This window comes from Limimaricola sp. G21655-S1, assembly GCF_027213785.1.
In the GTDB taxonomy this organism is placed as follows: domain Bacteria; phylum Pseudomonadota; class Alphaproteobacteria; order Rhodobacterales; family Rhodobacteraceae; genus Limimaricola.
The window spans coordinates 252007-264741 of the sequence record NZ_JAPWGO010000001.1 but is presented as its reverse complement, the minus strand read 5'-3'; the positions used below and the strand labels follow the sequence as shown (position 1 = coordinate 264741).

The following is a 12735-nucleotide window of genomic DNA, read 5'->3' as shown; positions in this document are numbered from 1 at the left end:
CTGGCTATCCCGGCGCGACCGCAGCCAGCGCTGCCACGGCAGGCCAGTTCAATGTCAGGGCCAGAGCGGCGATCGCAATTCCGGCCAGAGCAGCCAAGGCGTCGTGGCGCGGATCCCATGCCTTCTCTCGTCGTGCGACCCAGACCAGCACCGGGTAGGCCAGCAGCGCGGCCACGCCCTGCCCGATCAGCCCGCCAAGAAAGCCGCCCAAGGCAAGGCCCAGCGCCAGGCCGGCGATGGTCAGCCCCGCGCGCGAGGCTTGCAGCACGAAGAAACGGCGCGAGCGCCCCGAGGCCAGTGCCGCCTGCTCGTAGGTCAGCCCGACCAGCACCGGGATCTGCAGCACCGCCATCAGCACCACCACGCCCCCCGCCATCGCGTAGCGCCCGTCATACATCACCCCGATCAGCTGGTTGCCCGACAGCGCCAGCACCGCCGTCGCCGCGAGGAGGCCCGATGTCGCCAGCGTCCTGAGCCTTTGAAGCCGCAGGAAATTGGCCCGGCTCTCGGCCGGCGGGCTTTCGCGGTAGACCGGGATCAGCACACGTCGGGTTACCAAGTGGCCGAGCAGCAGGGGGAAGGTCGCGAGGAACAGGCCGATATTGTAGACCCCGAAATCCGCCAGTGAGAGATAGCCCCCAAGCAGCACCCGGTCGCTCTGGCCCAGCAGGAATCCTGCCACGGTCGAGAGGAAGATCCACTTGCCGAAATGCACCAGCTCTCGCGCGGCGGCAGGTTCGAGGCGCAGCCGGTTGCGCGGCCCCGGCAGGAACAGGTTGAGATATACGAGCTGCGCCATCGCGCCGACCAGCCCCGCCACCACCAGCGCCCAGATCGAGCCCCAGCTCCACGCCAGAACGACGCCGGTGACCAGCTGGGTGCTTTGGGTTGCCAGCTCGATCAGTGTCACGCGACCGGCGCGCAAATGCCGGTGCGCGGTTTCGAGCTTGGTCGGGTTGAAGCCGTTGAGGATCAGCGCGAGCGCCGCCACCGGCAGATACCGCGCGAGGTCGGGCTCGCCATACCACTGCGCCACGGGCCAGGCGAGGCCCAACGCCGCAAACCACAATCCCAACCCCCGGCCGATCTGGATCGTCCAGGCGGTGTCGAGGAAATCGGGATCGTCGCCACGCCGACTTTGCATGATCGCGGGAGAGATGCCGACATCCGAGAACATGCCCAGCGCCATCATGAAGACCATGACGATCGCCATGGTGCCAAAGGCCTCGGGAAAGAGCAGCCGGGTGAGCGCGAGATTGGAGATGAGGCGCAGACCCTGCCCCGCCCCGAAACCCGCGATGATGATCGCGGCCGAGCGCAGCGCCCGACCACCGATACCGCGCGAGCGCAGGTGACCGATCAATGCCGCGCTCACCGGCCGCGGCTCCAGTCCGACGGGGCGGGCCGAAGCCGGACGCCCAGCGCCACCGCGCCATAGACCGCGAACCCTGCCGGATCGCGCAGGGCGAGGCGCGCGACGCCCCAAGGACCGAGCGCAGGCTTGTCTTCGCGTGCCAGCATATCGGGGTGACATCGCGCGATCTGCGCCATGCCCGCATCCTGCCGTCGGCGCACCCGCAGCAGCGCCGCGAACCCCTCGGCGACGGGCCAGTCGTAGCGCGCCGGCACGGCAATCCGCTCATCCGGCGAGAAGCACAGCCGCACGAAACCGTCATCGGAAATGAGGTCCGGGAACATGTCCCAGCGGGCCCGCCCGGCGGGATTGACCGCGAAGAGGCCACAACCCGGCGCCCCATGCGTCATGAAGGGCAGCCGCGCCCAGAGCCGCGCATAGGCGCGCGCGATACGGCCCTGACCGGTGATCCGGGGCAAACCGCTGGCATAAAGCGGCTCCGGGCGGTCCAGCGCCCGGTGCAATTGCAACAGCAATGGCGGCGATACCGTCACATCCGCATCGAGGTAGACCCGGATCGCCGGGTGGGTCAGCGCCGCCTCGCCCGCGTTCAGCGCAGCGATCTTCGACCCCTGCGCCAGCTCGATCACCCGCAGCGCCCAGTCGCGTGCGCCAAGAGCCGCGCCGGCGGCGCGCGCGACGTCGGCGGTGGCGTCGCGACAGCCATTGGCTATGACGGTGACGCGTACGGGAGCGGGCAGCGGCTCGCTGGCGGCCAGCGCCGAGAGACAGCCTTCGATCAGACCGGCCTCGTTGCTGGCCGGAATCAGGATATCCATCGGCATCGGCGCGGTCATCGCGGCGTCTCCGTCAGGGTCGCGGATTGCTCCACATAGGCGATCTCCTCGATCCCCGCCAGAAGCAGCCGCGAAGGCCCGGCACCGATCGCCAGCCGTTCGCCCTCGCGCGTCACGGGCAGGTCGCGCAGTGCCGCAGGCAGCACCGCCCGATCATGTCCCGCCCCGCCATCGACACGATCGCCGGGCCCGGCATGGATCACATCATCGCCGCCACCGCCCAGCAGGAGGTCTTCCTCGAGCGTACCGACCAGCCGCTCCGCCCTGTCGCCTCCCTGCAGCGTCACCCCGTCGTCGAAGCTTCCCGGCGCCCGGCTTTCCCAATCCGCACCCTCGCGATTGTGGCGCATCCAAGCGTCCCAGCGGGGGGAGGCATCGTCGAGATGGCGCAGCGCGCCCCAGCTGCCCCAGCGCGACGGGGCGGCGATGTCAAGATAGGCTGTGGCTTGGGTACCACCCACCGCTCGCCAGCCCGCCATGAGATCGTCGATCAGTGCCGCCATTTCCGGAGCGTAGGACAGCTCTGTCAGAAAGTCGGTCACGGCCGCGTCGTCGCGCCCCGCCGGGCCCGCCAGCAGATGCGGCCCGGCCTCATACATCACCAATCGCAGCCCATGCCGGGCCGCGACGCCGGCATGATGCGGCCAGAACCTCTGCGTCAACTCGGCAAGGTCGTCTTCGAGGAGAGCCAGCGCATGGGCCTGCGCGGTGCCGTCGACAAGTCGCGCGCGCAGTTCATCGAGGTGATCGTCAGCGCCGATATCATGGCCGAGATATCCCGTGACGGCATAGGCGTCGAAGCTCGTGGCGGGCGGGCTCGCCCCCTCGTCCACGGCCAGCGGCGCTTCGAGGGCCGCGGTCTCCAGCCCCGGCCAACCAGTCTGGGTGGCGAAGACCCGCACCAGCCGCCCCTCGGCGCCCGCGCCAAAGGTTTCCGCCCAGATGTCCGCCACCTGCGCCGCACGCCATCCCGCAAACTGCATCCAGGCATCTCCGGGCGCATCCTCGCCCCAGAGATCACGCGCGCGGGCCTGTGCCCAATGCGCCTGTTCGAACCCGAAATTCCAGACCTCGTTCGACCACTCCGCGTGGATCATGAGCCGGGGATCGAGATGGTCCCGCATATAGGCTGCGAAGCTGCGCACGTAGTCGTCATCGGCCATGTGCGGCAGCGTCACCCATGGATCGACGCCGATCTCGTTGGCGAGCCGGGTGATCACCTCTACCGGCACAGCATCGACCCAGCGCTGATCCCCGGGGCGTGGCCGGTCGTCCCAGCGACGTTGCGGGGAGCCGTTGGTCTCCATCCAGTCCATGAAGCGCAACAGCCGCAGATCCGAGACCCGCTCCAGCCAATCGGGATTGAACAGCGCGCCCGCCGCCGCATGGCCGAGCCGGTCCTCGCGCACCACCGTGATCTCGCGCAGCGGGTCCGCCGCGTCGATCGCGGCCACCTCGATCTCGACCGCGCCCGGTCCCGGATCGTAGTCGAAGCGAATCTCCCCGGGGATCTGCGAGACCACGCGGCCGCGCCCCCTCACCGTGATGTCGCCCTGTCCGTCGTAGCGCAGCACGTAGCGCCCCGCGAGCGAGACCGCCGTTTCGGGCTGGTCGGTAAGGATCAGCGTGCCGACCCGGGCGATACCCTCGGGGATCGAGAGCAGGCGTCCGTTACGATCGACATGCCCCTCGGCAACCAGTTGCTCGGCGCTCATCGCGCCCCATTGGTCATCGCCATGACCGATCCAGGGCCGCGAGGTTTTCATTAGGTCGAGAAACGGATGCTCGGTGGACCAGTCCGAGATGCCCGCGAGGTTCATGCCCAGAAGCGGCGCGGCCCGCGCAGGCAGGCCGGCAAGCGCTACGCAAAGGAGCAGCGCGGCGAGGCCCGCCAGCCCCTTCACAGGACGGTCCGGATCGGCGCAGGCCGGCGGGGCGCAGCCTCGGGCCGCGGCCTATGACGCGGTGCGGTCTCGATCAGCCCCAACACCGCCCCCGCCGCCAGAAAGGTCAGCGGCGTCAACGTGGCGTTGGGCAACAGGTCGACGAGGTTCATGCCGAGGATCACGGCGAGCGTCACCGTGGCGGGACCGGGCGGCGATCGTCCGGAGCCCCCCCAGAGTCGCAGCACCGGAAAGGCCAGAAGGCCGAACTCGGCAAGGAAACCGACCCAGCCAAACACGCCGATCACCACCAGCCAACGCCCGTCAGTCACGGTGATCTCGCGTCCGCTCTGGCGGTCGTAAAGCATGTTGCGACCCCAGATTCCCCAGCCGAAAACCGGCCGCTCCATGGCGCGCTCCAAGAGCACGTCTTCGTTGTCGAAGCGAAAGCCGAGCGACTGGGCCCGGTCCGCGCTTACCGATCCGGCCCATTCGAGAAGCCGCTCCTGCGGCACCAGATCGGCGCCCTTGAGCAGCGGGTAGGCCAGGGACAGCGCCGCCATCGCCGCGGCGCCGAAGAGCTGCAGCCGGCGCGGCGCGAAGGCCAAAGCCGGAACGAGCACCATCGTATAGACCAGCGCCGCCATGGATTTGCACAGCACGAGCACGACGCCGAGGAGCCCTGCCAAGGCCCAGAGAAGGGGAGCGCGCCCCCTATTTGCGCTGCGCGCCAGCCCCGTCGCGGCGAGCACCGCCATCGCGATGAAGAACGCCACCCAGAGTCCGTGATAGAGGAACACGATCGGGCGGAACCCATCGCCGCGCATCATCTGCTCGAAGCTGTGCTGGAAATAACCGTAGATCCAGGTGTTGAGCTGCGGGCTGAGCCGCACCTCGGCCAGGATCGGCAAGGTGTAGGCGAGACCTCCCACCACCAGCGCCCAAAGCATCATGCGGTGCTCGCGCTCCTCGCGCAGGAAGACCCGCGCGAGGAGCAGCGGCACCACGAGAAACCCCTGCTGGATCAGCAGCCCCGGCACTTCGGCGAGCCGCAGCCCGGGCAGCACCAGCGGCCCGAAGACCAGAGGATCGCCATTGCTCAGCACGGTCATCAACGGCGACAGGAGAAACACGGCCAGTGCCAGCCGCATCAATCGCTGGCGCGGCAGAAGCCCGCGCAGCTGCACCCGCCGCAACATGAGGGCGGCCAGCAGAACCGAGAGGCTGGGAATCGTGTCCTTGTTGAGCGATGGCAGCAGCGGCGGGTCGAATTCCGCTGGCAGCGGTGGCAGCAGCAGGTAGCCCCCCAGCAGGCTCGCCACCAGTGCCACGCCCGGCCGCAGGCGCCCGAACAGCACCAGCGTGACCAGTGGCCAAGCCAGCAGGGCGATCGAAGCGACGGCGTTCGGCATGCGGCCCCTGTTCAGCGTGTCATCCCGACCTTGGCACGATGTCCGGACGAAGTCGTGACGCCGCGATGGCGATCAGCGGGCGTCACGGTTCAGGCAACACCCGTTGCCGACGCGGCGCAAGGGGTACCGCCTCACATGCCGGTGCCGCGCAGCACCACCTTTAGGGTCCGGCCGATCACTCGAATATCGGTGAGCGGCGACAGCGCGTGGTAGTAGCACCGGTCATAGGCGACACGCTGGACGAAGCTCGCCTCGTTGCGCTCGGAGGTCTGCCAGAAGCCGGTGATGCCGGGTCGCATCAGATAGTATTCCTCGCCGTCGTAATAGGCCTTCTGCTCTGGCAGGAACGGACGCGGGCCCACGAGGGTCATGTCGCCGCGCAGCACGTTGTAGAACTGCGGCAGCTCATCGAGCGATGTGCGACGCAGGAAGCGGCCGAGCGGCGTGATGCGCGGATCGTGACGCAGCTTCTGGCGATGGAGCCACTCGGCGCGGGCCGACGGGTCGTCCTCGAGATGACGCTTCAACACCGCCTCGGCATCGCGCACCATGGTGCGGATCTTGAACATCGGGAAAGTCCGGCCGCCGCGCCCGACCCGGGACTGCACGTAAAAGGGCCGTCCCCCATCGATCGCGACCAGCAGGGCGATGATCGCCACGATCAGGGTGACCGGCAGGACGAGCAATACCGTCAGCCCAATGTCGAGCCAGCGCTTGGCGCGGCGCCGATAGAGTCCGTACCTGACGGGGCCGACCCGGTCCAGACGCCCCGATGGGTCCATATCCCGCACGAACCTCTCGGAGGACGGCATGACCTGCCGCAGATTCGTCAGTCCGGTATTCACTGCCATGGTCTTCATCTCAGGCCCTTCGCCCTCGCCGTTTGCGGCAACATCGTGACCGGTGCGCCGGATCAGTCCCGGTTTCACCGTCCCGGTCGAAGTTAGGGCCAGCCCCGCCAACGGCCAAGAATTCCGGTACGTCGCGGGCTTCTAAATCTCGGTAATTGCGAGAAATTCCCGGGCCGATACGACGCGTTGCCCCGACTTCGGCCTGCGCAAGTCCGGCCGGATTGTCATAGCCCCCGCACCATACCGGGCCACCATGGCGAACTGGCGCCGGAGAGGAAACGGGACCTCTCCCAATGCGCCATTTCCTCTCCCATCGCGCGCGGCCCGCGCCGGCCGTTGCCCGAGATCGTTCGGCTCGCCGGCGGAAGCGAGGCATTCTCATGGCGCGCGCTCGAACGAGGGGGCCATAGCGAAACAATGCCACTCTCCGGGTCGCATTGTCGTTAATGACGGACGGATAGGCGATCGAAATGATTCGCCCCGGGCTCAGCCCCGCAATGGCCAGATCAGCGGCACCACCAGCACGGTGACGATGCCGACAACGATGTTCATCGGCAGGCCGATGCGCAGGAAGTCGGAGAAGCGATAGCCGCCAGCGGCATGGACGAGCGTGTTGGTCTGATAGCCGATCGGTGTGGCGAAGCTGGCCGAGGCCCCGAACATCACCGCGACCAAGAATGGCCGCGGGTCGAGCCCGAGTCCCGCGGCAAGCCCCGCCGCGATCGGCGCCATCAGCACCGCCACCGCGTTGTTGGTCACGATTTCGGTAAGGACCGATGTGGCCACATAGACCGCCGCCAGCGCGAGCAATGGCGGCGCCATGGCCAGCAGCGGGCGCAGCGCCTCGACCGCCATGACCAACGCGCCCGAGCGATCCATCGCCTGCCCCATCACCAGCATCGCCACGATCAGCAGGAGCAGTCGACCATCGATCGCCCCCACCCCCTCATCGGCGTCGATGCAATCGGTGAGCAGCACCACCGCGGCACCGACCAGTCCAAGTGCGAGGATCGGCGCCGCCCCGGAGGCGGCGAGCACGACCACGGCGGCCATGGTCGCGATGGCGATCGGCGCCTTGCCGCGCCGGAAGGCGCGCGCCTCGAAGCTGCCAAGCGACATCAACCGCTCCTCGTGCGTCATTCGGGCGATGTCCTCGAGGCGTCCCTCAACAAGAAGCCTGTCGCCCACCCTGAGCCGCTCTAGTGCTTCAGGTCGCGCTTCGCCCGAGCGGTCGGTGGCGAGCAGGTAGACGCCGTAGCGGCGGCGCCATTGCAGACGCGACAGCGGCCGGTTCAGGCTGCGCGCGACGGGTCCGACGAGAAGACTGGCGGCATGGCTGCGGCGCGGCCGTTCCCCGCTTTCATCCAGCAGGTGCAGCCCTGGCACGCGGCCGTCGCGCAGCGCCGCCACCTCGCTTTCCGGGCAGCGCAGCACGACCATGTCGCCCGCCGCGATCCGGATCTCTGCCATCCGGTTACGCAGCGACTCCGCGCCACGCAACAGATCGACCAGATGGGTGCCACTGCGGCGGAACGCTTCGACCTCGTCGGGCGCGCGTCCGATCAACACCGAGCCTTCCGGCACTTTCATCCGCACAAGCCAACTCTCGCCCGTTTCGCTCGTGACGGCGGCTCCCCCGTGTCGTGCCGGCAGTAGATGGGGCCCGGCCAGCGCCAGAAATCCACCGCCCACCACGGCCACGACGAAGCCCAGCGGCGCGATCTCGAACAGGCCGAAAGGTGCTAGCCCCATATCCCGTGTCACGCCGTCGATCAGCAGGTTGGTCGAGGTGCCGATCAGCGTGCAGGTCCCCCCAAGGATCACCATGTAGGAAAGCGGGATCAGCAACCGCGTCGGCGCCATCCCCGCTTCGCGCGCGAGCCCGATCACGACCGGGATCAGTACCAGCACCACGGGCGTGTTGTTCATGAAAGCGGAAGCCACGGCGGCCGTCACAAGAAAGATAGCGATGGTACGGCGCGGGTATCTTGCCATGCCGCCGCGCAGCAGCGTGCTCGCGCTGTCCAGCACTCCGGTACGCACCAGCGCCGCTGACAGCACGAACATGGTGGCAATGGTGGCCGGCGCCGGATTGGCGAGCGCCCCGAGAACATCATCCACCTGCACCAACCCGAGCAGCAAGGCGCCCACGGCACCGCAGAAGGCGACCATGTCGGCAGAACGGATTTCGAGCGTGAAGGTGACGAAAACAAGGGCGAGCAGCGCAAGGGCCGCATAGGGCGCGGCGGCTCCAAGATCGATGATCACTTCAGGATCCATCTGAAGAAACGGGCAGACCGGCCCGCGGGTCCGGCACGACGTGCCGAAGCCCAGTGCTACCGAGCCATCGAAGAAAGGCAATCCCCTCAACGCCGCGCGATGAAAGCGTCTGTTTCTTCACCGATGAAAGATCTGGGCCCAAAAGCTCGGATAGAGAGACGCTCATGGTCGACGCTACCGACCCAAGGCACCCTGTAGGGCGACCGGCCTGCGACCATAATGAAGGCACGACCGTCTGATCGGCCCCACTAGTGACGGCACAAATTCTGTGTCGCATGCCGTCACCAATACGCATGAGCGCCCCCGTCCGCTTCTCCCTGACCACGGACCAAGCAAGTGATCACAGAGGGGTAGCCACACTGCTGGGCAGCCTGCCCAACACAGAAGGGCTACTTGCCAATCGAAGGTACTTTGGTCTCAGTTCTGGCCTTCGTTTCGGAGGGCACCGCAACGCGGAACCGCCGCGCCCTTGCGGGACACGGCGGTTCTGCGTTCGGTACGTGTTTGTTGGTTGCGGGAGCAGGATTTGAACCTGCGACCTTCAGGTTATGAGCCTGACGAGCTACCGGGCTGCTCCATCCCGCGCCATTTCGTCTGGCCTGCCGCCTTGGGGGGCTGCTTGCGGCCGAATGGTGCTTTTCGAGATCGTCCAGAGAGAATGTGATGTTCTTTTCTAGGTCTGGCGGTGACTTACTCTCCCACGTCTTGAGACGCAGTACCATCAGCGCGACGGCACTTAACGGCCGAGTTCGGAATGGGATCGGGTGTTTTGCTCGTGCTATGGCCACCAGACCGAGGAAAGAACATCACCTTAGTGGCCTACCGCCCGGAGGGCTGCTTGAGGCCAGTAAGGGGTATCAGCCGCCCTGCCCTTTCGGGGAGCGGTGTTCCAGGTCAGGTTCATTTCCTGTTTCGTGTATGCTTTCGGATCCAGCCTTGCTGTTTCTGGATCGGATCAAGCCTATCGGACCATTAGTATCGGTCAACTGAACGCGTTGCCGCGCTTACATCTCCGACCTATCGACGTGGTGGTCTACCACGGTCCTCGGGGATACCTTGTTTTGAGGGGGGCTTCCCGCTTAGATGCCTTCAGCGGTTATCCTGTCCGATCATAGCTACCCAGCACTGCCGTTGGCACGACAACTGGTCCACCAGTGGATCGTTCACCCCGGTCCTCTCGTACTAGGGGCAACTCCTCTCAAGTATCCTACACCCACGGAAGATAGGGACCGAACTGTCTCACGACGTTCTAAACCCAGCTCACGTACCTCTTTAAATGGCGAACAGCCATACCCTTGGGACCTGCTCCAGCCCCAGGATGAGATGAGCCGACATCGAGGTGCCAAACACTGCCGTCGATATGGACTCTTGGGCAGTATCAGCCTGTTATCCCCAGCGTACCTTTTATCCGTTGAGCGATGGCCCTTCCACTCGGGACCACCGGATCACTATGGCCGTCTTTCGACTCTGCTCGACTTGTCAGTCTTGCAGTCAGGCTGGCTTATGCCATTGCACTCGACGAGCGATTTCCGACCGCTCTGAGCCAACCTTCGCGCGCCTCCGTTACTGTTTGGGAGGCGACCGCCCCAGTCAAACTACCCGCCACACAGGGTCCCGGAACCGGATCACGGTCCGCGGTTAGACATCAAGAGTGCGAAGGGTGGTATCTCAAGGGAGGCTCCACGGGAACTGGCGTTCCCGCTTCGAAGCCTACCACCTATCCTGCACATCGCAATCCTGATGCCAGTGTGAAGCTGTAGTAAAGGTGCATGGGGTCTTTCCGTCTAACCGCGGGAAGCCGGCATCTTGACCGGCAATTCAATTTCGCTGAGTCGATGTTGGAGACAGCGGGGAAGTCGTTACGCCATTCGTGCAGGTCGGAACTTACCCGACAAGGAATTTCGCTACCTTAGGACCGTTATAGTTACGGCCGCCGTTTACCGGGGCTTCAATTCAAGGCTTGCACCTCTCCTTTTAACCTTCCGGCACCGGGCAGGCGTCAGACCCTATACGTCGTCTTGCGACTTCGCAGAGCCCTGTGTTTTTAGTAAACAGTCGCCACCCCCTGGTTTGTGCCCCCGGCCACCACTTGCGTGACAACCGGGCCTCCTTCTCGCGAACTTACGGAGGTATTTTGCCGAGTTCCTTCAACATCGTTCTCTCAAGCGCCTTGGTATTCTCTACCAGTCCACCTGTGTCGGTTTCGGGTACGATCTCATGATGGAGCTATTTCCAGGGACTGCTGAGCGGCCCGATCAATCCGATAAGATCGAACAACCTTCGCAATCCGTCACTTCCATCTGGCCCAGGAATATTAACCTGGTTCCCATCGACTACGCCTTTCGGCCTCGCCTTAGGGGTCGGCTTACCCTGCTCAGATTAACTTTAAGCAGGAACCCTTGGACTTTCGGCGACAGGGTCTCTCACCCTGTTTGTCGCTACTCATGTCATCATTCTCGCTAGTGATCTCTCCACCCGATGGCTCACGCCCGGGCTTCACAGAAAACCCCGCGTCTCCAACAGCCCCGAGGGGCATAAGGAGACATGGGATTATGTCACACTACGCTCTGCTACCATGCGCTATGCGCATCCTAAGCTTCGGCTCATGGCTTGAGCCCCGTTACATCTTCGCCGCAGGACAACTTGTTTAGACCAGTGAGCTGTTACGCTATCTTTAAAGGATGGCTGCTTCTAAGCCAACCTCCTGGTTGTTTTGGTCGTCCCACCTGCTTTCCCACTTAGCCATGAATTGGGGGCCTTAGCTGTAGGTCAGGGTTGTTTCCCTCTCCACGACGGACGTTAGCACCCGCCGTGTGTCTGCCATCTAGTACTCCCGGGTATTCGGAGTTTGGTTAGGATCAGTAAGCCTGTGGGGCCCCATTACCCATCCAGTGCTCTACCCCCCGGGGTATTCGGATGACGCTCTACCTAAATAGATTTCGCAGAGAACCAGCTATCTCCGAGTTTGATTGGCCTTTCACCCCTAGGCACACCTCATCCCGACCTTTTTCAACAGGTGTGGGTTCGGACCTCCAGTGCGTGTTACCGCACCTTCATCCTGGACATGCCTAGATCACTCGGTTTCGGGTCTGATCCCACGAACTCATACGCCCTATTAAGACTCGCTTTCGCTGCGCCTACACCTACCGGCTTAAGCTTGCTCGTGAGACCAAGTCGATGACCCATTATACAAAAGGTACGCCGTCACCTCGCAAGGAGGCTCCGACTGATTGTAGGCGTTCGGTTTCAGGTACTGTTTCACTCCCCTCGTCGGGGTGCTTTTCACCTTTCCCTCACGGTACTGGTTCGCTATCGGTCAGTAAGGAGTACTTAGCCTTCGAGGGTGGTCCCCCGATCTTCAGACAGGATTACACGTGTCCCGCCCTACTTGATACGTCCCGTCATGCTTCCCATACGGGGCTGTCACCCGCTATGGCCGAGTTTTCCAACTCGTTCTGGTCACATTCAAGGCTCGGCTGGTCCGCGTTCGCTCGCCACTACTAGCGGAGTCTCTGTTGATGTCCTTTCCTCCGGGTACTTAGATGTTTCAGTTCCCCGGGTTTGCTCTTTTAACCCTATATATTCAGGTCAAAAGTACCTGGTTAACGACGCTATTGAGTGCTCTTGCGAGCAACAATAACGAAGTTTCAGGTGGGTTGCCCCATTCGGAAATCCATGGATCAAGGCCTATTCTCGGCTCCCCATGGCTTATCGCAGAGTATCACGTCCTTCATCGCCTCTTACTGCCTAGGCATCCACCAAACGCCCTTTTCGCGCTTGATCCGATCCAGAAAAAGCAAGGCTTCTTCGTCGTCCTATCGCCCGGAGGGCTACTTGAGGACGAAGAGCAAAGCTCTGTTCTGAACCGAAAGTCATACGTTTCCCGCCTTCCCCAGCCCATGCGAGGCACGGGGAAGACATAGGTTAGTGTACTTGACTTGGAACAAAACCGCCTGCTCCGCAGCGCCCTGGGGCGCTCCGGGATCCGACCTGACGCGGCCGAACCGGCGGTTCTGATATATTCTCTCTGTACGATGTCAAAATCATGCGTCCGATTGGACGGCAAAACACTGAAGAAGTGCTTTACGGTCAAATCGG

6 protein-coding genes, 1 tRNA gene and 2 rRNA genes are annotated in these 12735 nt (G+C 64.3%); all 9 read right to left on the bottom strand.

The genetic code is table 11. The features are described 5' to 3' along the window. Positions 1 to 4: 4 nt before the first annotated feature. Positions 5 to 1375, bottom strand: coding sequence for an oligosaccharide flippase family protein (locus O4G76_RS01380; protein ID WP_269395631.1), 1371 nt, complete (start codon positions 1373 to 1375; stop codon positions 5 to 7). After that, positions 1372 to 2211, bottom strand: coding sequence for a glycosyltransferase (locus O4G76_RS01375; RefSeq protein ID WP_269395630.1), 840 nt, complete (start codon positions 2209 to 2211; stop codon positions 1372 to 1374). Before O4G76_RS01375 ends, O4G76_RS01380 begins: the two co-directional genes overlap by 4 nt. Next, entirely contained in the window at positions 2208 to 4115 is a 1908-nt protein-coding gene (locus tag O4G76_RS01370; RefSeq protein ID WP_269395629.1) for a hypothetical protein, read from the bottom strand. The genes O4G76_RS01375 and O4G76_RS01370 overlap by 4 nt, the downstream gene beginning before the upstream one ends. After that, positions 4112 to 5506, bottom strand: a complete 1395-nt coding sequence (locus tag O4G76_RS01365) for a hypothetical protein (protein WP_269395628.1) — start codon at positions 5504 to 5506, stop codon at positions 4112 to 4114. The genes O4G76_RS01370 and O4G76_RS01365 overlap by 4 nt, the downstream gene beginning before the upstream one ends. Before the next feature lie 131 nt (positions 5507 to 5637). Further along, the gene (locus O4G76_RS01360; RefSeq protein WP_269395627.1) at positions 5638 to 6366 is read right to left on the bottom strand and encodes a sugar transferase; all 729 of its coding nucleotides are present in this window, start codon (positions 6364 to 6366) and stop codon (positions 5638 to 5640) included. Between the two features lie 477 nt (positions 6367 to 6843). After that, positions 6844 to 8625 carry an SLC13 family permease gene (locus O4G76_RS01355; protein ID WP_269395626.1) on the bottom strand — a complete coding sequence of 594 codons (1782 nt, stop codon included), beginning with the start codon at positions 8623 to 8625 and terminating at the stop codon, positions 6844 to 6846. Positions 8626 to 9145: 520 nt separating this feature from the next. Further along, positions 9146 to 9222 (bottom strand) — tRNA-Met (locus O4G76_RS01350). A gap of 92 nt (positions 9223 to 9314) precedes the next feature. Next, positions 9315 to 9429: ribosomal RNA gene (gene rrf / locus O4G76_RS01345) — 5S ribosomal RNA — on the bottom strand. Positions 9430 to 9588: 159 nt separating this feature from the next. After that, positions 9589 to 12420 (bottom strand): 23S ribosomal RNA (locus O4G76_RS01340). Positions 12421 to 12735 lie beyond the last annotated feature (315 nt).

Excerpts from the sequence above, each read along its gene's own strand:
- O4G76_RS01375 (WP_269395630.1), bottom strand. The coding sequence starts at position 2,211 with ATGACCGCGCCGATGCCGATGGATATCCTGATTCCGGCCAGCAACGAG.
- O4G76_RS01365 (WP_269395628.1), bottom strand. The coding sequence starts at position 5,506 with ATGCCGAACGCCGTCGCTTCGATCGCCCTGCTGGCTTGGCCACTGGTC.
- O4G76_RS01360 (WP_269395627.1), bottom strand. The coding sequence starts at position 6,366 with ATGAAGACCATGGCAGTGAATACCGGACTGACGAATCTGCGGCAGGTC.